Annotated in this window: 18 protein-coding genes and 1 pseudogene; 10 read left to right on the top strand and 9 right to left on the bottom strand. The window is 71.6% G+C overall.

The window, feature by feature from the left end; translation table 11 throughout:
- The first annotated feature begins 157 nt into the window (after positions 1-157).
- Positions 158-583: a VOC family protein gene (locus JNB62_RS14180; RefSeq protein WP_220301543.1), complete on the top strand. Its 426-nt coding sequence runs from the start codon at positions 158-160 to the stop codon at positions 581-583.
- Positions 580-984, top strand: a pseudogene (locus JNB62_RS14175) (GNAT family N-acetyltransferase); the annotation flags it as partial. The gene JNB62_RS14180 and the pseudogene JNB62_RS14175, both read left to right, overlap by 4 nt.
- Positions 985-1227: 243 nt before the next feature.
- On the opposite strand, the gene JNB62_RS14170 reads toward JNB62_RS14175, so the two are convergent.
- Complete coding sequence (locus tag JNB62_RS14170; RefSeq protein ID WP_220301542.1) at positions 1228-1812, bottom strand: hypothetical protein; 585 nt, start codon at positions 1810-1812, stop codon at positions 1228-1230.
- A 104-nt stretch (positions 1813-1916) separates the two neighbouring features.
- On the opposite strand from JNB62_RS14170, the gene JNB62_RS14165 reads away from it, so the two are divergent.
- Entirely contained in the window at positions 1917-3275 is a 1359-nt protein-coding gene (locus tag JNB62_RS14165; protein ID WP_220301541.1) for a phytase, read from the top strand.
- A gap of 210 nt (positions 3276-3485) precedes the next feature.
- On the opposite strand, the gene JNB62_RS14160 is transcribed toward JNB62_RS14165, so the two are convergent.
- Both JNB62_RS14160 and JNB62_RS14155 read right to left on the bottom strand, forming a co-directional pair.
- The gene (locus JNB62_RS14160; RefSeq protein ID WP_220301540.1) at positions 3486-4136 is read right to left on the bottom strand and encodes a response regulator transcription factor; all 651 of its coding nucleotides are present in this window, start codon (positions 4134-4136) and stop codon (positions 3486-3488) included.
- Positions 4127-5878 carry a sensor histidine kinase gene (locus tag JNB62_RS14155; RefSeq protein WP_220301539.1) on the bottom strand — a complete coding sequence of 584 codons (1752 nt, stop codon included), beginning with the start codon at positions 5876-5878 and terminating at the stop codon, positions 4127-4129. Before JNB62_RS14155 ends, JNB62_RS14160 begins: the two co-directional genes overlap by 10 nt.
- Positions 5879-6012: 134 nt before the next feature.
- On the opposite strand from JNB62_RS14155, the gene JNB62_RS14150 reads away from it, so the two are divergent.
- A complete protein-coding gene (locus JNB62_RS14150; RefSeq protein WP_220301538.1) occupies positions 6013-6912 on the top strand; it encodes a hypothetical protein in 900 nt (299 codons plus the stop codon).
- Between the two features lie 7 nt (positions 6913-6919).
- Complete coding sequence (locus JNB62_RS14145) at positions 6920-7576, top strand: hypothetical protein (RefSeq protein WP_220301537.1); 657 nt, start codon at positions 6920-6922, stop codon at positions 7574-7576.
- Between the two features lie 16 nt (positions 7577-7592).
- Here the strand turns inward: JNB62_RS14145 and JNB62_RS14140 are convergent, their stop codons facing one another.
- On the bottom strand, positions 7593-7823 hold the full coding sequence (locus JNB62_RS14140) for a hypothetical protein (protein WP_220301536.1): 231 nt from the start codon (positions 7821-7823) through the stop codon (positions 7593-7595).
- 169 nt (positions 7824-7992) lie between these two features.
- On the opposite strand from JNB62_RS14140, the gene JNB62_RS14135 reads away from it, so the two are divergent.
- From JNB62_RS14135 to JNB62_RS14125, 3 genes are all read left to right on the top strand, one after another.
- Positions 7993-9450, top strand: a complete 1458-nt coding sequence (locus tag JNB62_RS14135) for an MFS transporter (RefSeq protein ID WP_220301535.1) — start codon at positions 7993-7995, stop codon at positions 9448-9450.
- Positions 9451-9579: 129 nt separating this feature from the next.
- Positions 9580-10137 carry a hypothetical protein gene (locus JNB62_RS14130; RefSeq protein WP_220301534.1) on the top strand — a complete coding sequence of 186 codons (558 nt, stop codon included), beginning with the start codon at positions 9580-9582 and terminating at the stop codon, positions 10135-10137.
- 123 nt (positions 10138-10260) lie between these two features.
- Positions 10261-12318: a vWA domain-containing protein gene (locus tag JNB62_RS14125; protein ID WP_220301533.1), complete on the top strand. Its 2058-nt coding sequence runs from the start codon at positions 10261-10263 to the stop codon at positions 12316-12318.
- Positions 12319-12330: 12 nt separating this feature from the next.
- Here JNB62_RS14125 and JNB62_RS14120 read toward each other — a convergent pair whose 3' ends face one another.
- Complete coding sequence (locus JNB62_RS14120; protein WP_220301532.1) at positions 12331-13071, bottom strand: ThuA domain-containing protein; 741 nt, start codon at positions 13069-13071, stop codon at positions 12331-12333.
- A 94-nt stretch (positions 13072-13165) separates the two neighbouring features.
- Here JNB62_RS14120 and JNB62_RS14115 point away from each other — a divergent pair, with 94 nt between their 5' ends.
- Together JNB62_RS14115 and JNB62_RS14110 are read left to right on the top strand one after the other, a co-directional pair.
- Positions 13166-14233, top strand: coding sequence for a LacI family DNA-binding transcriptional regulator (locus JNB62_RS14115; RefSeq protein WP_220301531.1), 1068 nt, complete (start codon positions 13166-13168; stop codon positions 14231-14233).
- Between the two features lie 151 nt (positions 14234-14384).
- Positions 14385-16787 (top strand): glycosyl hydrolase family 95 catalytic domain-containing protein, encoded by a 2403-nt coding sequence (locus tag JNB62_RS14110; RefSeq protein WP_220301530.1) that lies wholly within the window; start codon positions 14385-14387, stop codon positions 16785-16787.
- Positions 16788-16848: 61 nt separating this feature from the next.
- On the opposite strand, the gene JNB62_RS14105 is transcribed toward JNB62_RS14110, so the two are convergent.
- From JNB62_RS14105 to JNB62_RS14090, 4 genes are all read right to left on the bottom strand, one after another.
- Positions 16849-19158, bottom strand: a complete 2310-nt coding sequence (locus tag JNB62_RS14105) for a beta-glucosidase family protein (protein ID WP_220301529.1) — start codon at positions 19156-19158, stop codon at positions 16849-16851.
- Positions 19158-20075, bottom strand: a complete 918-nt coding sequence (locus tag JNB62_RS14100) for a carbohydrate ABC transporter permease (protein ID WP_220301528.1) — start codon at positions 20073-20075, stop codon at positions 19158-19160. Before JNB62_RS14100 ends, JNB62_RS14105 begins: the two co-directional genes overlap by 1 nt.
- A complete protein-coding gene (locus tag JNB62_RS14095) occupies positions 20075-21037 on the bottom strand; it encodes a carbohydrate ABC transporter permease (RefSeq protein WP_220301527.1) in 963 nt (320 codons plus the stop codon). The genes JNB62_RS14100 and JNB62_RS14095 overlap by 1 nt, the downstream gene beginning before the upstream one ends.
- Positions 21038-21099: 62 nt before the next feature.
- On the bottom strand, positions 21100-22374 hold the full coding sequence (locus JNB62_RS14090; RefSeq protein WP_220301526.1) for an ABC transporter substrate-binding protein: 1275 nt from the start codon (positions 22372-22374) through the stop codon (positions 21100-21102).
- Between the last annotated feature and the right edge of the window lie 36 nt (positions 22375-22410).

Below are 22410 nucleotides of genomic sequence, written 5' to 3'. Positions count from 1 at the left end.
ACGGCGGCGGATGCCGCCACCCGGGGTTGATCGGAAGTCTGCTCACGACCCGACAGAGGTTGAGTCGCGATGGCTCAACCATAAACCCGGGGTGCGACATCCGTCAAGTCAAAGTTGATACAGCGCGACTCAAGTTCACCTGTGACAGGCTGCCGTCATGGCTGTCTTCGACCATCTGGGCATCACCGTGGATGACCTCCAGCGCGGCATCGCGCGGTACGACCCGATCATGCGGGCCCTCGGGTTCGAGCGCACCGACGCCGACGCCAGCGTCTCGTGGTGGACCGAGGGCGAGGTCGAGCTCATCCTGTTCCCCGCCCGCGAGCCCGGCACCGGCCCGCATCGGCACGGCCGCGTGGGCTGGCAGCACCTCGCCTTCGCGGTCGACTCGCGCGACGAGGTGGACCGCCTGCACGCGATCGCGATGGATGCCGGCTGGACCGCCGTGCGCGAGCCCAAGCTCTACCCGCGCTTCAACGACCGCTACTACGCGTCGTTCGTCGAGGACGACGACGGCATCCGCCTCGAGTTCATGCACAATCCTCCGCGCGAGGCGGCGGCCGCCGACAGGATGGGGGCATGAGCCTCGACTGGGACTTCCGCCCGCTGCGCGGCGAGCGCGTCACGCTCGACCTGCTTCGTCCCGACGACCTCGACGACCTCGCCGAGATGCAGGGCGATCCCGAGGTCTGCCGGTACCTGCTGTACGAGGCGCGGTCGCGCGAGCAGGTGGCCGAGATCCTGGAACAGGATGCCGCGGCCACCCGTCTCGCCGGCAAGGGCGACTACCTCCAACCGGCGATCCGCTCCGAGTCCGGGCGATTCGTGGGCACGATGTACTTCGAGCTGCACAGCGTCGAGGACCGCACCGCCGAGATCGGTTGGATCCTCGCGCCGCACGCGCAGGGCCGCGGCTACGCCACGGAAGCCGCGCGCCTGCTGCTGGGCCTGGCGTTCGACGAGCTCGGACTGCACCGCGTGTACGCCGAGCTCGACCCGCGCAACACCGCGTCGGTGCGCCTGTGCGAACGGCTCGGGATGCGGCACGAGGGCCACTTCGTCGAGCACATGTGGCTCAAGGGCGAGTGGACCGACACCGGCCACTACGCGCTGCTGGAGCGCGAATGGCAGGCCGCACGCGGCTCGGAGATCTCGCCCCGCTCGGACGTCCGACCCGGAACGCTCGGGGTCAGGCGATCTCTGCGAGCCGACGTCGCTCACCCCGCGTCAGATCGAGTGGGCGAGCGTCTGCAGTCCGATCACGGCGAAGCCGAGGGCGACGAGGATGCCGAGCACCAGGAGCTGCTTCGCCCAGGTCAGACGCGAGCGGCGCACGGCGAACCAGCCGATCACGCCGAGGGTCACGATGTAGACGATCGCGGCGGCGCGGAGTGCGGCATCCACCGGCATCACGTCGATCCACGCGAGCAGGAGCAGGATGCCCGGGGTGATGACCGTGCTGATCGCACCGCCCGCGACCCGCAGCAGGATGGCGAGGTCGCCGCCCACGGGGAACGTCTGGTGGACCGCGAGGTGTGAGATGACATCGGACACGAAGCCGGCGGCGGTGATGCCGAGCACGCCGAGGATCACCGCGAAGAACGCGTGCTCGGGATCGGCGTGGTCGTTGGCGGCGACGACGAGCACGATCGCGAGCCCGGTGAAGGTCGCGTACACGCGCTCCTTGAAGTACATGACGTACGCCTCGGGACCTCCGTCGAGTTCCTCGAGGTGGGCGCGCGCACGCGCCGAACGCCCCCGGCGTCGGCGCGCGGGCTGATCCGGGGCGACGCTGTGGGTGTCGTCCGACATGACACACCTCCCGCCTGCCGGGAGCCTACCGCCGCGGCGGTGCCCGCCGGTGTCGTCCACCTGCCCGACACCCGGCGTTCTTCCGGCGGCGGCACAGTTCGCGCATGAACACACGACTCCCCCTGGCGGCGGGCGCGGCGATGGCCGCGTGCGCCCTCGTCCTCGCCGCGGCGCCGCGTGCGGCATCCGCTCAGCCCTCAGAGAAGAAGCCCGTCCCGCACGCGACGGTCACCACCGACAACGAGACCCCGGCCCTGTACGACGACGAGGCAGGCGGCTCGGCGGTCGGCGACGACCCCGCCATCTGGGTGCACCCCCAGGACCCCGCGGCGTCGATCGTGATCGTCACCGCGAAGGAGGGCGGTCTGCGCGTCTACGACCTCGACGACGAAGAGGTGCAGTCCCTGGCCGCGACGCCGGCGCCGCGCGCCGACGGCGTCGCGGGTCGCTATAACAACGTCGACATCGCATACGACGTGCCCTTGAACGGCAGTCAGGTGGACGTCGCAGTCGTCTCGGATCGGTACAACGACCAGCTCCGCTTCTTCACGATCGATCCCGCGGGCGCGGATGCCGCGACCCCGCTCGTGGAGGTCACCGCGGCCGACCAGCCCTTCCTGTTCAGCCCCGACCGCGACACGGTCGCCGAAGACCACACGGCGTACGGCCTCGCCGTCTGGCAGCCGGCGGGCGGCGCTGACTACGCCGTCGTGACGCAGGAAGGAGCACCCACGCTCGCTACGGCGCGCATCGTCGAGACCGGCGGCGGACTCGGCTACACCGAGGTGCGGTCGACCGTCATGCCCTCGTCGTTCCCGCTTCGCGACGGCACGACGTGGAACCCGTGCGAGGAGCCGGGCACTGGCCCTCAGCTGGAAGGGCTCAGCGTCGACCAGCGCACCGGCGTCCTCTACGCCGCACAGGAGGACGTGGGGCTCTGGCGTGTGCCGCTCCCGTTCGGTGAGGGCCAGCCGTCGCTCGTCGACACGGTGAAGGACTTCGGCGTGCATGATGTGTACGACCCGCAGACCGAGGAGTGCGTGCCCGTCGACCCCGACGACGAGGGCTTCGGCGGCGACGCGCTCGAAGCCGACGCCGAGGGGGTCGACATCTACTACGCCACCGGCGCCACCGGCTACATCGTGGTGTCGAGCCAGGGCGACGACACGTTCGCCGTCTACCGCACGCAGGGACGCAACGACCTCGTGGGCACCTTCCGCGTCGCGGGCATCGACGGCGTCGACGACGTCAACGGCTCGGACGGCCTCGCCATCACGAACCGCCCCGTGGACGGCCACCCGCACGGGCTGCTGGTCACGCACGACGAGCCCGAGACCGGCACCGACGTCGACCCCGGTCGCGAGGATGCCACGGGCTTCTCGTACGTCGACTGGGCCGAGGTCGCCGATGCGCTGGGGCTGCGGGTCAGCACCGCAGCGGCGAACGACCCTCGCCTGCGCTGACTCGCACCACGCGACGGGCGTACACGACGGCGGCGGCTCCACGAGCCGCCGCCGTCGATGGCGTGTACCCCAGGTCCACGTGACGTGCGCGTCGGGTGAACGGGCTCGTCGACAGCCGCCCCAGACGGCTGTCCCCGCTCGCACGCTACCGAAGACGCGCCGCGAGGGCACGGGTTCGAGGCCTATTGGGGACCTAGGTCCCCACCCGGGTCATTCGCCGTTGAGGTAGCGCACCACCGCCTGCACGCGACGGTGGCTGTCGGCATCGGGCGGAAGGCCGAGGGTGTCGTAGATGCGCGACACGTGCTGCACCACCGCCTTCTCGGTGAGGAAGAGCCGCGCTGCGATGGCGGCGTTGCTGCGCCCCTCGGCGACGAGCGCCAGCACCTCCTGCTGCCGGGCGGTGAGCCCGCCGATCCGGGACTCGGAGTGCCGCGCCCGCCCGACCATCACGGCGACCACGTCGGGATCCAGGGCGGTGCCGCCGGCCCGGACGCGTTCGAGGTCGTCGAGGAACGAGCCGATGTCGGCGATACGCTGCTTGAGCAGGTAGCCGACGCCGCCCGCGCCGTCCGCGACCAGCTCCTGCGCGTAGCGGCGCTGGACGTGCTGCGACAGCACCACCACGGCCGTCCCGGGGTGCTCGCGACGGATCCGCAGCGCCGCTTCGAACCCCTCGGCGGTGCGGGTGGGCGGCATGCGGATGTCGGTGACCACGAGATCCGGAGAAGTGCGCGCGACGGCATCCATCAGCTCATCTGCGTCGCCGACGGCGGCGACGACATCGTGACCGCCGTCGCGGAGCACCAGTTCGATGCCGCGGCGCAGGAGCGTCTCGTCCTCGGCGATCGCTACGCGCATGGCACCTCCGCTCGCACGTGCGTGCCGTGGCCGCGCAGACTCGTCACCGAGAGGGTCCCGCCGATGGCCTCGACGCGGTCGGCGAGCCCGCGCAGGCCGGTCCCGGCATCCATCGACGCCCCGCCGACGCCGTCGTCCTCGACATCGAGCCGCAGGCGTCCGTCGCGCCGCACGAGGCGGACGCGGGCGACCGACGCCCGCGCGTGCTTGACCACGTTGGCGAGCGCCTCGGTGAGCACGAAGTACGTCGTCGCCTCGACGAGGTCGCCGAGCGCCCCGCCCGACAGATCGGCCTCGAAGCGCGTCGGGATGGGCATGCGGTCGGCGAGGTCCTCGGCGGCCGCCTCGAGACCGCGCTCGATCAGTGCCGCCGGGACCAGCGCGCTCACGAGCGCACGCAGGTCCGCCGCGGCCGTGTCGATGTCGATGCGCAGACGGGTCGCCCGCTGGGCGACGGCATCGGCCGGCGCCGCCGCGATCTGCTGCGCCTCCAGCGCCAGCAGCACCAGCTGCACCTGCAGGCCGTCGTGCAGGTCGCGCGCGACGCGGCGGCGCTCGCGGTCGCTCGCCTCGACCAGACGCTCACGCGACCGCAGCAGCGCTCGTCTGCTGGCCCGCAGCTCGGCGGTCAGGCGCTCGCGGTCGACCTCGATGGCCACGACGCTGCCGGCCGCGCTGACGCGGTCGGCATCCGAGACGAGGGCGGCGTCGTACTCGATCGCGCCGATCTCGCGCCCGTCGAGCACGACCGGCTGCCATCCGCGGCGCGGATCCGAGCGCGCCGCGTCATCGGCCGGATGCCCCTCGGCGTCGACGAACGCATCGTGATCGTCGGTGCGGAAGTACAGGCGCAGCGACGGGTCGCCCAGCGCCCGCTCCAGTGCGGTCGCGAGCGGCTCGCGCGTCTGTCCGCCGGCTCCGAGCCACGCGACGAGCTCCTCGAGCTCGCCGGTCCGGGCGAAGCCGCCGCGGACGGTGCCGAGGGCGAACGCGATCGGGATGCCGGCGATCACGGCGAGCTGCGCGAACCCGCGGAACGTGGGGTCGATGAGCAGCACCCGGTCCATCACGATCGCGATGAGCGGCATGAACAGCACCGTGAAGATGCCGTACGAGAAGAGGGGGACGAGGACGCGCCGGTGCGCGGCATCCGCCCGGCGAAGTCGCCCCCACAGGACCAGGGCGACCACGATCATCAGCGCCGTGGCGACGATGGTCTGCAGGAGGCTGAAGAAGGCGGCCGCGCGCGGCAGGTGGGCGATCGCGAACGGCGGGAAGGGACCGTCCTGGTCGAGCAGGTACAACGGCGCCTGCAGCACGAGGCACACCGCGTACGTCGCGACCACGAGCAGCACCGAGAGCCTGTCGGGCAGCCGGCCCGTGGGGAACGCCAGCAGCAGATGCACGATCGCCGCGACCATGAGCGTCGCGCACACCGATCCGATCGCCACGAGCGCCGGCACCTCGGTGTTGAAGAGACTGCCGGCGTACACCGCGAGACCGGCCACCACGATCAGCAGTCCCATCCCGCTGCGCGGGCGGCGCACCCACGCCACGAGGCCGGCAACCACGTAGATCACGAAGATCGCCGGCAGCACCAGCAGCGGCAGGTTGGCCGGATCGCCGAGCGGCAGCAACGCGAGCAGCAGCACCGTCAGCATCGCAGACAGCCCCGCCACGAGCGCGAGTGCGCGCCCGAGCGATCGCGAGAGGCCCGAGCGCGCGGGCGGCACCGTCGTCATCGGACTGCTCCCCCCGCTCGTGTCCCTTCATCATGCCGCCCGCGTGGCGATGACGCCCTGGGCGACCTGGATACAGTGAGAGTGCCGACGGGTCCCACGCCCTGACTGACAGACGTACGAACGAGGACATCGATATGCGGGGCAGACAGAAGCTCGTCGGGGCAGGTGCGCTGATCGCGGCCGCCATGTTCACGGGGTGCGCGCCGCAGAGCACGGCCGACAGGGGTCTCACGGAGTTCCTGTCGGACATCCCCGCCGTGCAGGGCGTTCAGGGCTCGTACATCGCCTTCAGCAGTGCCTCGCAGGCGGAAGGGATGGACAGCCGGCAGGCCGAGTCGGTGCGGTACATCGGCCTCGGCGACCTCGCTCCGCAGGCACTCGGATCGGAACTCGGCGTGGACGTGGACGCCGCAGAGGCCTTCGTCACCGTGGGGAGGATCCCGCAGTCCGTGACGCTGGTCGCCGGGGGCCAGACCGCGGACAGCGTGGGCAGCGCTGCCACGCGATCGGGATGGGAGACCACCGACGACAGCGGCGTTCTCGTCAGTGCGGGCTCGCACGTCGCTTCACTCGCCTCGGCGGCGACCTTCGTTCACGCCGACGGGGACTCGGTCGTCTTCTCGGGTCCGGACGTCGACCTGCGGACGCGGGGCGAGGACGATCCGGTGACGCTCGCCGAGGATCCGAGCGTCGTCGCCTTGGCCGGCTGCCTGGGCGACGTCGCGGCGGCGCTGATCTTCGTGGACGACGTCCGGACGCCGTACGCGGTCGGTGTGCGAGGCGATGCCCACGCGACGAACGTGATGTGCGTCGTGGGGGCGGACGACACGCGCGCAGAGGCGATCGCCTCGGCGATCGACGGTGGGCGGACGCCGTCGGGGCGTCCGTACTCAGAGCTCCTCGAGGGCTCCGAGGTCGCGCACCAGGGAGGAGACGTGCTCCGCGTCACCGCCACACCGGCGGACGGCACGGCCGCAGGGGTGCTGCTGCAGATGGCGATGCGCGGCGAGCTGCCGGGCACGGACGCCGAATAGGAGCCGCATGCCGACCTCTCGACGAACTCTGGCACTGGGGCTGGCAGCGGCGCTGACCTGCGGGCTGACGGCGTGCACGGTCACGATCGAACCACCCGACCCGGGCGTGACCGACGTCGCGCCGGGCTCCGGCATGCCCACGATCGACGAGATCGTGGCGGGAGCGCCGATGGAGTGGGACGTCACGGCGGCGATCCCCTCGCCGTCCGTCGGGCTCGGCACGACCATGGCCGTGGTGTCGCGCGCCGACGGCGAGCTGATCCCCGTCACCCTTGAGACTCCCGCGGGCAGCTGGAGCGCACAGGCGGAGCAGGTCTCGGTGACACCGCGTGACGGCCGCGTCGACACCGTCAACGTCTTCGTCGAGGTCAACGGCGGCGACGCGGCGCGCGACGAGCTCATCGCCGCGGCTGACGTCCTCGGGTTCAGCGTCGAAGAGATCGAGCGGTGGCGGAGTGAGCTGGCGTCCGCGCTGGAGCCGTCCCGCGCCGGGGAGCCGCGCGTGCGCACCGGTCTGCGCGGCAGCTCCGGCCACCTCGCGACCTCCGTGCAGATCAGTCACGCACCGGGTCCGGGCGGCGACGAGAGCATCCGGCTCTGGTACGCCGTCGACGCGGACGAGGCACGGGCGCCGGAGCCGTCGACCTCGGCGACCGGTCAGTAGCTACCGGCCCGGGCGGTCAGAATCCGACGTTCAGGGCGTCGCCGAACGGAATCCGGCTGATCTTGATGAGCCCGACCGCGAGCGCGCAGACCGGGACGGTCACGGCGAGGATGATCCAGGCCGGCTGCTGCCCGTTGATCAACAGCCAGACGGCTGCCGCGCCGAACAGCAGCGTGAGGCTGGCCGACAGCCAGAACAGCACTGCTCCGATCAGTGCGACCAGCGGGCGCTGCTTGCGCGATGTCAAGGCGTGTTCCTTTCTCGTCCGGCACGAACTCCTCTCATCATGCCGCGAACGAAGAGGGGATGCCGCGACCCGGGCGGGCACCGGCTCCAGTAGCCTGGCCACGCGCCACGCCGAGGTGACGCGCTGCGGCGGCACCCGCCGTTCACCGAAGGGCCCTACTTTGAGCGACATGAGCTCCCCCGCACCCGACCCCGAGACGCAGCGCGTCACGCGCCCGTCCGAACCCGTGCTGTCGACGGCGGCGCTGGACACCGGCGCCCTCTCGGACGCACCGGTGCCGCGCCGCCGCGTGCTGGCATGGGCGCTGTGGGACTGGGCCACGCAGCCGTTCAACACGGTGCTGCTCACGTTCGTGTGGGTGCCGAGCTTCCTGGTGTCGCCGTTCTTCCTCGACCCAGCCGTGGCTGCGTCAGGCATCGTCGACGGCGAGAAGATCGACTGCGACACCGGCGCGAACGCGGTGACCGAGTACTGTCACGCCCTCGGTGCGCTCGATGCGAATCTGGGCTGGGGCATCATGGCCGCCGGCATCCTGATCGCCCTGCTCGCGCCCGTCCTCGGCCAGCGCGCCGACGCGACCGGACACCGCAAGCTCATGCTCGGCATCTTCACGGGCCTGCTGATCCTGTGCCAGCTCGGCATGGCCTTCGTGGGCGGCACGGCCGACCTCTTCTGGTTCGGGGTGGCGATGATCGCGTTCGGCAGTGTCGTCGGCGAGATCGCCGGCGCCAACTACAACGCCCTGCTCGTCTCGGTGTCGACGCCGAAGACCGTCGGACGGGTCTCGGGGCTCGGATGGGGCTTCGGCTACCTCGGCGGCATCGTGGCGCTCGCGATCGTCGTGGGGCTCATCCTCGGCGGCGTCCTGGACGGCACGCAGGGCATCACGTTCCAGTTCATCGCCGCCGGTGCGACGGTCTGGACGCTCCTCTTCTCGATCCCGATCTTCCGGAGCGTGCCCGAGCCGCCGCCCAGCGCCGACACCAAGAAGGTCAACTTCTTCGAGGGCTACGTCGAGCTCGTCCGCTCGGTCATCCGGCTGTGGCGCGAGAGCCGCCCCACCTTCTGGTTCCTGCTGGCGTCGGCCGTGTACCGCGACGGCCTGGCCGCCGTCTTCACCTTCGGCTCGGTGATCGCCGCACGCGTCTTCGGCTTCGGCTTCACCGACCTCGTGATCTTCGGCATCGTCCTGAACCTCGTCGCCGGCCTCTCGACGATCTTCGTGGGACGCCTCGACGACCGCTTCGGCCCCAAGCCCGTCATCCTGGCCGCGATCGGCGGCATCATCGCGTGCTGCCTCGCCGTGTTCCTCGGCGCCGGTGCGGGCCGCGCGCTGTTCTGGGTCGCCGGCATCGTCCTCGCCGCGCTCGTCGGACCCGCGCAGGCCGCATCCCGCTCGTTCCTCGCGCGCGTCACCCCGGCCGGCCGCGAGGGCGAGATCTTCGGCCTCTACGCCACGACCGGACGCGCGGCCAGCTGGATGGCGGCGCTGCTGTGGGGCGTGTTCATCGCGGCGGCCGCCAACCAGACGCTGTACGGAATCCTGGCGATCGCGCTGGTGCTCGCCGTCGGCTTCGTGCTGCTCGTCTTCGTGAAGGCGCCGCCGCGGGTCGCCGCCGACGCCTGACGCAGATCGCCCGGGCGGCCGGATCTCGCCGGGCCCGGCATCCGATAATCTCGCTTCGGGGATTCTTCACCGATGCGATTGGGGGCGGTCGCGCGTTTCCCTGCGCCGAGCCCACCCCCGAAAGGCACCGTGTCCGCCACCCTCACCGAGAGCCGCCGTGCGGCGAGGCATCGCCGCGCACTCGGCTACTGGGCGGTGCTGCTCTCGCTCACGCTGTCGCTGTGGGTCGGGGCGCAGGTCGTCCCGCACGACTGGGTGCACCGGCCCGCGCTGTTCGTCCACCTCGCCTCCGTGATCGTGGGGCTCGGCTCGGCGGTGCTGCTGGAGATGAGCGGGCTGCTGTGGATGCTGCGCCGCACGCAGCTCGAAGACCTGCGCCGCGTCGAACGCACAGTGAGCGCGATGGCGTGGCTGGGCATCGCCGGGCTGTTCTTCTCGGGTGCGTTCCTGCAGCCCGACCTCACCAATCCGCTCACCGACCTCAAGATGCTGGCCGTGCTCGTGGCGGCGATGAACGGCGTCGCGATGACGCGGCTGACCGACGAGCTCGCGCGCCTCCCCGGCCGCGTGCGGTTCTCGATGCTGCCCGCCCGGCTGCGGCTGTGGTGCGTGTGGAGCGCCATCGTCTCGCAGGTCGGCTGGTGGACCGCCGTGCTGATCGGGATGCTGAACACCGCCTCCGGGTGATCTCACAGCGTGCACGCACTCGCCTCGCGGCACGTTCGTCGTTAGGCTGTGGCTTTACCGGACGACCCGGCCGGTAACCCCCCGATCGGCCTCACGGCCAGACCCGACTTCGAGGAAGCCTCCATGCGCGATCGCACGCGCGGTGACGAGGACGCGCCCGGACCTCGCCGCGGCCAGTCCTCGCCGCCCCCGACGGCGGCGTTGCCGACCTCTTCCGTCCCCGAATCGTCGGCTGCGCGGGTTCCCTCCTCGACCGTTCCCGCCGGGGCGAAGCCGGGCCGCCCGACCGCGATGGACGTGCGTCGCGAGCGCCGCCGCAAGCGCCGCAAGCAGATCATGCTGTGGACCACCGTGGCCGGCATCGTCGTGCTGGTCGGCTCGATCGGCACCGTGTCGTACGCGATCGTCTCGAACCTCGCCGGCTCCGGGACGGCCGCCGCCGCCGACCCGCCTCCCGCCGCACCGGCCGTCGTCAAGCCCATCGTGTTCCCCGAGGACGAGCCGGCCGCCACCGCGGGCGCCGAGCCGTGCGTCGCCGTCCGCGTGCTGTCGTCGTACGAGAACGCCGAGATGGTCGAGAACCTCGCGAGCGCCTACAACGCCCAGCCCCGCAACGTCGCCGGGTCGTGCGTCACCGTGACCGCGAGCAAGGAGAAGTCGGGCGCGGCCGCCGCCGTCGTGGCAGCCGGCTTCCCGAACTCCCCCGACGACCAGAAGCCCACCGTGTGGCTGCCCGACTCGTCGACCTGGGTCGACGTCGCGCAGTCCGAAGGCGCGACGGCCATCGCGAAGGAGGGGACGAGCGTCGCGATCTCGAACATCGTGCTGGCGATGCCCAAGCCCCTCGCCCAGGCGATCGGCTGGTCGTCCGAGGCCCCGACCTGGTCGGCCGTGTTCGAAGCCGCCGGGGATGCCGACCTGTGGAGCGGCCTCGGCCACCCCGAGTGGGGAGCCTTCAAGCTCGGAAAGACGAGCCCGCTCGTGGCCACCTCGGGCGAAGCGGCGATGTACGCCTCGTACGGGACCGCCGCCGGCTCGATCGCCGACCTCACCGCCGCCGAGGTGGAGGACCCGGCCGTGCAGGCCACCGTCCACGAGAACGAGACCTCCACGAGCCACTACATGGCCACGCCCGAGCACTTCCTGTGGCACGCGCGTCAGGCCGAGGCATCCGGATCGTCCGCCGACTTCCTGTCGGCCGTGATCGTCGACGAGAAGTCCGTGTGGGACTACAACCGCGGCATCACGAGCCGCGACGGCATCAACCGCACGCAGGCGGATCCGCCCGTCGAGCAGCTGATCCCGATCTATCCCACCGACGGCTACTTCGCCGCCGACAATCCCGCGATGCGTCTCACGGGCGCGTGGATCGACCCGGTCGAGTCCGAGGCCGCCGCCGACTTCATCCGCTACGCGCTCACCGCACAGGGACAGTCGGTCGTGCGGGGCGCGGGCTATCGCGACCTCAACCGCGCGCTCGACGAGAGCGTGCGCGATGTCGGTCAGCTGTCGGACGAGCTGACCACCGCGCTCGCGTTCCCGGGCGCCGACGTCGTGACGGCCGTGCAGGCGTCGTTCCCCGAGGTCCGCAAGCGCGCCAACGTCCTGTTCCTTCTCGACGTGTCGGGCTCGATGGACGAGCCGATCTCGCCGACCGACACCAAGCTGACCCAGGCACGCAAGGCGATCGAGGCGGCCCTCGGGCACTTCACGACGGGCGACGACGTCGGCCTCGCCGGATTCGCACAGGCGCCGGACGGCGCGCTCGTGCCGGGGCTCGTGGCACCCGTGACCGACATCGGCACCTCGCGAGACGGCTTCCTGGGGGCGCTCAACGGCATCAGCTCGATGGGCGACACCCCGCTGTACCAGGCGGTCGACGACTTCGCGAAGCAGCAGGCCGCGTCGTGGTCGAGCGATCACATCAACGCCATCGTGCTGCTCAGCGACGGCAAGAACGACACGCCGAACGCCCCGACGATCGGCGCCGACCAGATGATCGCCGACCTGAAGGACATGCACCACGCGACGCCGGTGCTGATCTTCACGCTGGCCTACGGGGCCGACGCGGATGTGCCGACGCTGCAGTCGATCTCGAGCGCCACCGGCGCGCACTACTACGACGCTACCGATCCGTCGAAGCTCGAAGCCGTGCTCGGCGACCTCGTCACGAGCTTCTGACGCCGAACGCCCTCACGCCGCCATCGCCGTGCGCGACGCCCACAGCATCCCGCGCTGGATGATGGCGCGCACGTGGGCATCGCGCAGCACGACGAGGCTGTGGCCAGGGGTGGCGACGAACACACGGCCGTCGCCCCACTGACGGGTCCATACCGCGGGCGAGGTGAGCGGTCGCCGCCACGGGTCGTCGGGCCTCGCGCCGTACGTCGTGGTGGCCAGGACGTCGTTCAGGTCGTCGGTGAGCACCCAGTACGGCTCGCTGCGCAGCGTGAAGTCCTCGATGCCGGCCATGATCTCGTGCGTGCGGCCCTGGTCGGTCAGATCCACCGTGTAGCAGCAGGACCGGCCGGCGTCGTCGGCCGGCCGGTCGCCGTCCTGCGGCCACGGTCGGGGCACGAACTGCCCGCCGATGAGCTGCAGGTAGTCCGCGTTGCTGCCGTACGAGTCGGCGATGCCGCGGTGCCATCCGGCGAGTCCGGTCCCCCGCTCCACCGCCCGGAGCAGCCCGCGCAGCGCCGCGTCCGAGATCGCCGACGTCGCGACGCACTGCACGATCAGGTCGGTGCGGTCCATCACCTCGCGGTCGGCGTAGATCTCGCTCGACTCCTCGACCCGCACCTCGTACCCCTCGTGGAGGAGGAAGGGAAGGAACATCTCCGTCGCCTGCGCAGGACCGGGGCGCGCGTGCCCGTCGCGGACCACGAGAGCCCGAGGTGCGCTCCTGCGGGGCCCCCTCTGCGACGTCGTCGTCATCGACATCCTCCCTCTTCATCGACGGAAAGCGGAACGGCCACACGATGACACCGAACCGCTTCGCGCGTCGCGCTCTTTGCGCAAAAATTGCTCCATGACAGCTGCGCCCCGGGTCACTCTCTCCGACGTGGCGGCACGGGCAGGCGTCAGCATCTCGACCGCGTCCCGAGCGCTCCGCGGCCGCGGCGAGATGGATGCGGGCACTCGCGCGCGCATCCTCGCCGCCGCCGCGGAGCTCGGCTACTCCGCGGCGCAGCAGCAGCGCGGGCGTCCACGTCAGGGGACCGCGCGCATGATCGACCTCGTCCTCGGGCACTTCCACGACCCGTACACCGACGAGGTCACGGCGGGAGCGCGGACTGCGGCATCCCGGCTCGGCTACGACCTCGTGCTCACCGAAGAGCGCAAGGACCCGCATGACGACTGGCCGCAGCGGATCCGCTCCCGTGGCTCGGCCGGCGTCGTGATCGGGCTCATCCTGCCCTCTGCCTCGCAGTGGGAGGCGCTGCGCAGCGCGAACATCCCGGTCGTCCTGCTCGAGCCGCCGTCCGAAGCCCCGCTGCCGGTCCCGAGCGTGCGCACCACCGACTGGGCGGGCGGCGCCGAGGCCGCCGAGCACCTCGCAGAACGCGGCGCGCAGCGCTTCGTGGTCATCGGTGGGGCGCCCTCGTACCGGTACGGCCGAGCGCGCGTCGACGGCTTCCGTGCCGCTCTCTCTCGCGTCGCACCCTCGGCGCCGTGCGTCGTCACCACGGCCGGCTGGGGCGCCTGGGAGGCGCGAAAGGCGTGCGCCGCCGCACTTCCGCGACTGGGCGGCTCGGGGCCGATCGGCGTGTTCGCGTGTTCGGACGAGATGGCCGCCGGCGCCTACCGGGCGATCGCGGACGCGGGGCTGGCGGTCCCACGGGATGTGCTCGTCGTGGGCTTCGACGACGTCCGCGGCGCCCGCTGGCTGCATCCGTCGCTCACCACGATCCGCCAGCCGATCCGCGAGATGGCCGCGGCGGCAGTGCAGCTGCTCGCCCAGGCGATCGCCGGAGCGCCCACCGATGCATCCCGGGTCGAGCTGCCGACGCAGCTCGTGCCGCGGGGCTCGACCGCCGTCTGGCCGGCGCGGGCCGACCACGGCGGGTCATCCGCGGGCTCGGCAGCCCGCGCCTGACATCCGATCTCTCGACCTCGTGTCCGTGGCCCCACCCGTCCAGCGTGCGGGCCGCACGGGACCGAATCGACAGAGATCAGATGTATCGCGCATCCTGTGCTAGCGTCGGCGGGCGAACCACGAGGGCGGGCAAGGGAGCACGGCGAGCGCGATGACCGGAGACATCTTCGTCGACGACCGACGGGTCGTGCAGCGGTTCCGGCACCGCACCCGCACCACGGCGCCGACGTGGGAGGACGGGCTCATCGTCGGCAGCGGCGTCGTCGGCGCGATCGTGCACGGCGTGGGCGGCCGGCAGATCGTCTCTATCGCCCACGAGCGCAGCTTCGTGCCCGCGAACCCGCGCCCGCGGGCGCCCGAGCTCGCGCCCGACCTGGGCGCGCTGCGCGCCGCCGTGCTCTCCGGCGACGGCGCGCAGGCGGACGAGCTGATGGAGCAGGCGGCGCGCCGCTCCGGGCTGCCGGACGGCTTGGTCTGGACCGACCCGCTCGGCATCTGCGCGACGCTCTGGATCGAAGATCCCGCGGCGGCCGAGGGCCTCGACCGCGAGATCGACCTCGAGCACGGCGAGGTCGTCGTGCGGTGGCGTGATCGGTCCGGCGGCATCACCGCGCTGCGGGTGCTGGCGCCACGCGACGAGGCGCGGGTGTGGCTCGCGCTCGAGTCCGAGGCGGGCGCGACCCTCTCCGTCCGCCTGAACCTCGCCGGTTCGTCGGGCGTCGCCGGCGAGACGGGCGCCCCGGACTACGGGAACGTGATGCACGCCGATGCCCGGGGCGGCCCGCATGCGGTGCTCACGGCATCCGCCCACGGCACCCCCGCCACGCGCGCGACCGCGTACGGCCCCGAGAGCTGGGTCGCCGATCCCGCCGGCGAGATGGCGTCGACGCGCGTGTACGTGCCCCCGGGCGAGCGACGGATGCTGCACGTCGATGTGGACGTCGCCGGCGCCCCGGTCACCGCGGCCCCCGCGCGCGGGGACGCTGCGCCCGACTGGGAGGCACTGCGCGCGCACCAGCGTGAGACGCACGGCGCCCTCGTCTCGGCGTCGACGCTGGACCTCGGCGGCGGCGTGCCCTCGCAGACGACCGAGGAGCTCTGGGACCGCGCACGTGCGGGCGATCTCGCCGCGCGCCGCGCCGTGATCGAGACCGCCTACCTGTCGGGCAGGGCGCACGCGATCGCCGCGACCGGAGAGCTGCCCCCGACGCTGCAGGGCGTCTGGCAGGGCACATGGGCGCCCGCATGGTCGTCCGACTACACGATGAACGGCAACGTGCAGAACGGCGGCATGGCGAGCCTGATCCCCACGGGCACGCCCGAGCTCGCCCGGTCGCTGCTGAACCTGGTCCTGCCCCACCTCGACGACTACCGAGACAACGCCCGTCGCGTCTACGGGACGGAGGGGATGCTGCTGCCCGCCCGGATGTCGAGCCACGGGCTGGCGAACCACACGTGGCGGTGGCATCCGCATGTCTTCTGGATGGGGTGCGGCGGCTGGGTCCTCCGCTTCGCAGCCGACCTCGTCGCGACGACCGGTGATCGCTCGATCGTGGACGACGACCTGTGGGCTCTCGCCGAGGGGGTGCTGCTGCTGGCCGAGCAGGCCACGGTGCCGGTCGACGGGCGCCGCCGCATCGTGCCCGACTACTCCCCCGAGAACAGCCCGGTCGCAGGCGGCTCCTCGCTCGTCGCTGACGCGACGGTCGACGTCGCGATCTTGAGGGATGCCGCCCGCGCGACCGCGATCCTGGCGGACGCCCGCGGCGACCACTCCCTCGACGGGCGCTGGCAGGCGCTCGTCGCGGCGCTGCCCGACTATCGGGTGGCCGCGGACGGCACCCTCGCCGAGTGGATCGACACGCGATGGCCTGAGAACCACGCGCACCGCCATGCATCGCAGCTCTACCCGCTCTGGTACGACCCCGACCCGGCCTTCCTCGGCGACGGCGCACGGGCCGCGTCGCTGCGCGCTGCGGCCGCCGCCACCATCGCGGCCAAGCTCGCGTGGCGAGCGGAGGACCCGACGGCTCCCCCGGGGCGTATGGAGATGGCCTTCGGCCTGGTGCAGCTGGGGCTCGCCGCGGCAGCGCTCGGGCTCGCCGACGATGCGCTGCAGTGCGTGGAATGGCTGGCCCTGGAGCACTGGCGGCCCGCGCTGACCACGACGCATGACGCCGGGCGCATCTTCAACCTCGATGCCAGCGGAGGCCTGCCCGCCGTCGTCGGCGCGATGCTGCTCGGCTCGACCGTCGACACGCTCACCGTGCTGCCCGCCCTCCCGCGCGCGTGGCCCGAGGGCGGTGTCACGGGGCTGCGGGCGCGGGGCGGCCTGGTCGTCGATCGACTCGAATGGGACGACGCCGGCTGCACCGTCCGGTTGAGGCGGCTGGCCGAGGCGCAGTGGCTCCGTCCGGACGGGCGCGTGCTGCTGCGGGCCGGCCGCGCCTTCACCGTCGCGGGCGGCGCGCCCGGGCCGCAGCAGATCGTCGTCGGCACCCGCCCGGTGGTGCTGCGCCTGGACTGGCTCGACGCGGCAGCCTCCCGTCCCTGAGCCGCACGCTGGGGACCACCCACCGGCCCGCCGCGCCCGGTGGGGGTCGGCATGCGGATCGTCAGCGCGTCGAGGCGACCTCGGTGACGATCGCCGGCACGCGCACGACCCGGGTCGACAGGATGCGGCGAGCGCCGGTCACCGCGACGACGCCTTCGCTCGGACGTTCCGCGGCGTTCGGGCCGGCCGACAGCACCACCGAGCCGGGCTCCACGGCAAGCGCGCCGTCCAGGCCCGTGAACGCGAACGTCCCCGCCGGCACGGTGAAGCGGACGGCGCGGCGCGCGCCGGCGGGCAGGTCCACCCGCGCGAAGCCGATGAGCTGAGCCTCGGGTCGCACGACCGTGCTGCGCGGGTACGAGGCGTACAGCTGCACCACCTCCACGCACGCCTGACCGTCGTTGCGGACGACGACGGCGGCCTCCGCCTCACCGGCCGTGTCGACCTCCGCCGTGACGGTGAGGCTCTCGTACCGCACGTCGCCCGGCGTGAGCCCGTATCCGAACGGGAACAGCGGTGTCGGGTCCGCCACCGTGATGCCGGAGTTGTGGCGCCCGAGCGGCGGCTGCAGATACGTGCTGCTCGCCGCGGCGGCCCGCGGGATCTGGACGGGCAGACGACCCGAGGGCACGACGCGCCCCGAAAGGATGCCGGCGATTGCGGCCGCCCCGTCCGCTCCGGGCAGGAACGCCTGGACGATCGCCGCTGCACCGTCGTACTCGCCGAGCGCGTACGGCCGGCCCGAGACGACCACGAGCACGGTCGGCACCCCGGTGGCGAGGACCGCCTGCACGAGTTCGTGCTGGCCACCGGGCAGCCGGAGGTCGGGGGCGTCGCAGCCCTCGCCCGACGTCCCGTCGCCGAAGAGGCCCGAGACGTCGCCGACCACGACGACAGCGACGTCGCTGCGCCACGCGAGCGCGACAGCGTCCGGAATGAGCCCGTTGTCGGTCGTGGAGATCTCGCACCCTCGCGCGACCGCGATGCGCGCCTCGCCGAACTCCGTGCGGAGGGCGTCGGCGATCGTGGGCACGGCGATGCCCAGCTCGTGACCCGGATGCTTCGTGAGCACGTGATTCGGGAACGCGTAGCAGCCGAGCAGGCTCCGATGGTCCAGCGCTGCCGGGCCGATGAGTGCGATGCGGTCGCCGCGCACCGGAAGCATGCCCTCGTCGCGCAGCAGCACGATGGACTCCTCCGCGATGCGCGACGACAGCGCACGGTTGCGCGGCCCGTCGAGCTCGACGTCGTCGGCTCCCGGCGGCACCGGGTCCACGCCGTCCAGCAGGCCGGCCTCGATCTTGTGGCGAAGGTGCCGCGCGACCGCGCGATCGAGGTCGCGCTCCGACACCACGCCGTCGCGCACGAGGGCCGGCAGAGAGGCGTAGGCCACAGTCTGCGGCAGCTCGACGTCGACCCCCGCACCGAGCGCGAGCGCCGCCGCCTCGGCCGCATCGGCGGCCACGCGATGCATCGACACGAGGAAGGGGACGGCCCAGTAGTCCGCCACGACCGTGCCGTCGAACCCCCACCGTTCGCGGAGGATTTCGTCGATCATCACGCGGTTGGCGGTGCTCGGCACGCCGTCGACGTCGGTGTACGAGGTCATGACGCTGCGCGCCCCGCCCTGCCTGAGCGCGGCCTCGAAGGGCGGAAGCACCGTGTCGGCGAGCTCGCGCGGGCCCATGCTCACCGGGGCGTGATTGCGGGCGCCGCGCGACGCGGCGTAGCCGGCGAAGTGCTTGAGGGTCGCGATGACGCCGGCGGCCTCGAGGCCGGCCACGTAGGCCGCGCCGAGCTGGCCCACCAGGTACGGATCCTCGCCGAGCGTCTCTTCGACCCGGCCCCAGCGGTAGTCCCGGACGACGTCCAGCACCGGCGCGAGTCCCTGGTGCACGCCCAGCGCCCGCATATCGGAGCCGATCGCCCGCGCCATCTCGTGGACGGCCTGCTCGTCGAACGTCGCCGCCCACGCCAGGGGCGTGGGGAACGCCGTCGCGCCGAACGCCGCCAGCCCCGTGAGGCACTCCTCGTGGACGAGGGCCGGGATGCCGAGCCGATGCGCGTCCGTGACGCGCTGCTGCAGCTCCCGCAGCCGGCGCACGCCCTCGCGCACCGTCACCGGCTCGGTGCCGAACACGCGCGTGAGCTGTCCGAGGCCGTGGGCGAACGGATCGACGGCGTGCGCGCCGAGGCCGTCGTCCGGGCGCGGGGCGAAGTCGTCCGCCGCGTCGGTGAGCCAGACCGAGCCCAGCTGGGCGGCCTTCTCCTCCAGGGTCAGCGCGGCGACGAGCGCCTCGGCTCGCTCGCGCGCGGGCAGCGTCGTGTCGCGCCACCGAGCCTGATCGGTGACGTCGGGTGCGGCATCCATCAGCCCTTGAACGCCCCGTCCATGATGCCGGCGACCATGCGGCGACCGACGAAGAAGAACACGATCAGCAGCGGCAGGGTCGCCATGAACGACCCGCCCATGGTGAGGGCGAGGTCGATGGTGCGGTTGGCCTGCAGCTGCTTCAGCGCGATCTGGACGGTGAACAGCTCGGGGGACTTCAGGACGATGAAGGGCCACATGAAGTCGTTCCACACCGCCGTGAAGTTGATGAGCCCCAGGACGAACACCGCGGGCCGCACCACCGGGAAGCCGATGCGCCAGAAGATCTGCCAGCTGTTCGCGCCGTCGATCCGGGCGGCCTGCATGAGCTCGTCGTTGAGCGTCGTCGCCATGTGCTGACGCATCCAGAAGATCCCGAAGGCGCTCGCGAGCCCCGGCACGATGATGGCCTGCAGCGAATCGACCCAGTCGAGCCACGAGATGATCAGGTACTGCGGGATGACGCTCAGCTGCGACGGCACCGTCATGGTCAGCAGGACGATGACGAACAGCACGTTGCGGCCGGGGAACGTCAGCTTCGCGAACGCGAATCCGGCCAGGGCGCACAGGACCGCCGAGATGACCGCGATCGACAGCGAGACGATGACGCTGTTGAGCAGCGACTGCAGGAAGGGCACCGTCTCGAAGACCTTCGCGGCGATGTCGAAGAAGTTCAGCCCGGGGTACAGCCTGGGCGGGATCGACGTGACCGCCGAGGCGCCCACCGAGGCGATCACGAACATGTAGTACAGCGGGAAGACGCTGATGATCACGGCGATGATGAGCAGCAGGTAGATCGGCCAGCCGACCTTGCCCACGCGTCCGCGGCGTCCGCGACGGCGCTGCCGTCGATCGGTCTCCGGCTCGAACGCCTCCTGCGGCGACTGCGGGATCGCCTGGTCGATGACATCGGACATCAGCGCGCCTTCCGGGTGCGGGTGGTGAGGAAGAAGTTGATCAGCGCGACCACGACCACGATGACGAACAGGGCGACGCCGATCGCCGAGCCGTAGCCGAACTCGAACTGCCCGAAACCCTGCTCGTAGAGGAACAGCGCGAGGGTCTGGCACTGTCGGCCGCCACCGCATGTGAGGCCCGACTCGGGCGCGACCAGCAGCGGCTCGGTGAAGATCTGCAGACCGCCGATGGTCGACATGATCACGGTGAAGATGATGATGGGCCGCAGCGACGGGATCGTCAGATGGATGAACTGCTGCCACCCCGACGCGCCGTCGACCGATGCCGCCTCATACATCTCGCGAGGGATCGCCTGGAGTCCGGCGAGATACAGCAGCGTGTTGTAGCCGAACCAGCGCCACATCACCATCGACGAGATCACGATCCACGAGCCGACCTGCGACGCGAGGAAGTTGACCGCCGGCAGGCCCATCAGCCCGAGCACCCAGTTGATGAGACCGAAGTTCTTGTCGAAGATCTGCGCGAACACGAGCGCCGTGGCGGCGACCGAGGTGATGTACGGCACCAGCAGCGCCATGCGGAAGAAGTTGGCGAACTTCAGCAGCGCGTGGTTCAGCAGGTGCGCGAGGCCCAGCGCGAGGATCAGCTGCGGGATCGTCGAGATCAGGAAGATCCCGAACGTGTTGACGAACGCGTTCCAGAACCGCGGGTCGTTGAACAGCCGCTCGAAGTTCGCGAGGCCGACGAAGGTCTGCTCGCCGATGGGGTTCCAGTCGAACAGCGCCACGTAGAACGTGAACAGCAGCGGGAACAGCCCGAAGATCACGAAGATGACGAAGAACGGCGCGATGTACACGTAGGGCGCGATGCGCTCGGCGAGCGGCTGGCGGATCGGGCGCCCGGGCGGGCGCTCGCGTCGAGACGTCTTCTGGACGGGGATGGCGGTCGCGGTGGCGGTCATATCTACCTCGTTCGGGTCGGCGGTGGTCCGGCGCGTGCCGGACCACCGCCAGGGGGATCGGGTCAGCCGTTGATGGCGGCCTTGGCGTTCTTGACCCCGACATCCCAGGCCTCGTCGGACGGGGTGTTCCCGGCTTCCATGTCGACGAGCGCGTTCAGCAGCGCGGCGCCGATCGCGCTGGTGTCGGGGCCGTTGTAGAACGAGCTGAACTGCAGCACGGAGTCGCTGATGACCTTGCCGACGGCCGAGTCGCCGAAGAACGGGTCGGTGTAGCCGGCGACCTCGGGGCTCTCGAGCGCGTGCTTGGCCGCGGGGAACGTGCCGGTCTCGGCGAAGTGCTCGGTCTGCCCCTCGGGCGACAGCATGGTCTCGATGTACTGCCACGCCGCCTCGGGGTGCTTGGCACGCGCAGGGATCGCGATGACGCTGCCGCCCCAGTCGCCGCCGACCCCGGGGATCGACGCGATGCGCCACAGCCCCTCGGTGTCGGGGGCGTCGTTCTGGATGCCGGCCAGCATCCACGACGGCGCCGTGGTCACGGCGAACGCGCCGTTCGCCTTGCCGGGCGCCCAGCCGGACGACCATGCGGCGATGCCCGCGCTGATGCCGGCGTCGTACGCCTGCACCGCGACGTCGAAGGCGTCCTTCACCTGCGGGTTGGTGTCGAACACCAGCTCCCCGTCGGGCGAGTAGTACTTCTCGGTGACCTGGTTGACGGTCGAGAAGAACATCGTCGTCTCGACGTTGTCGATGAACGGCTGTCCGGTCGCCTCGGTGTACTGCTTTCCCATCGCGATGAAGTCGTCCCACGACGACCACATCTTGGCGACCTCGTCGGGGTCGGTCGGCAGACCCGCCGCCTCGAACAGGTCGGCCCGGTAGGCGAAGCTCAGGCCGCCCACGTCGGTCGGGATGCCGACCAGGGCTCCGTTCTCGGCGGTCGCGGCGTCGATCGCCCAGTCCAGGTACTCGTCGCCGATGTCGTCGCCGCCGAGGGTGCGCAGGTCGACGAAGTTGCCGGGGTTCTCCAGGAACTTCGGCAGATCGTCGTTCTGGATCATCACGAGGTCGGGAACCTTGCCGCCGGCGAGAGCGGCGGTCAGCGCCGTGGCGGTCTCGGTCGTGCTGCCGACCTCCGACAGCTTGACCTTCGCGTCGGGGTTCTTCTCCAGGTAGCGGTCGACCGAGTCCTTCTGGCCGATGCCGGTGAACGACCAGAACTCGAACTCGGCGTTCGGGTCGTCACCGCCCGCGCCGGATCCGCCTGACGTGCATCCGGACAGGACGAGCGCAAGGGCGCCCACTGCGACGGGCAGGGCGAGTGTGCGACGATTCACAGCTGCTCCTCTTCTTCGGGGACATGTGGTTGCCGG

It is taken from the genome of Microbacterium jejuense (assembly GCF_019511665.1).
GTDB classification, from domain to species: Bacteria; Actinomycetota; Actinomycetes; order Actinomycetales; family Microbacteriaceae; genus Microbacterium; species Microbacterium jejuense_A.
The sequence above is the reverse complement of the archived record's forward strand: the minus strand, read 5'-3'. Positions and strand labels throughout refer to the sequence as shown.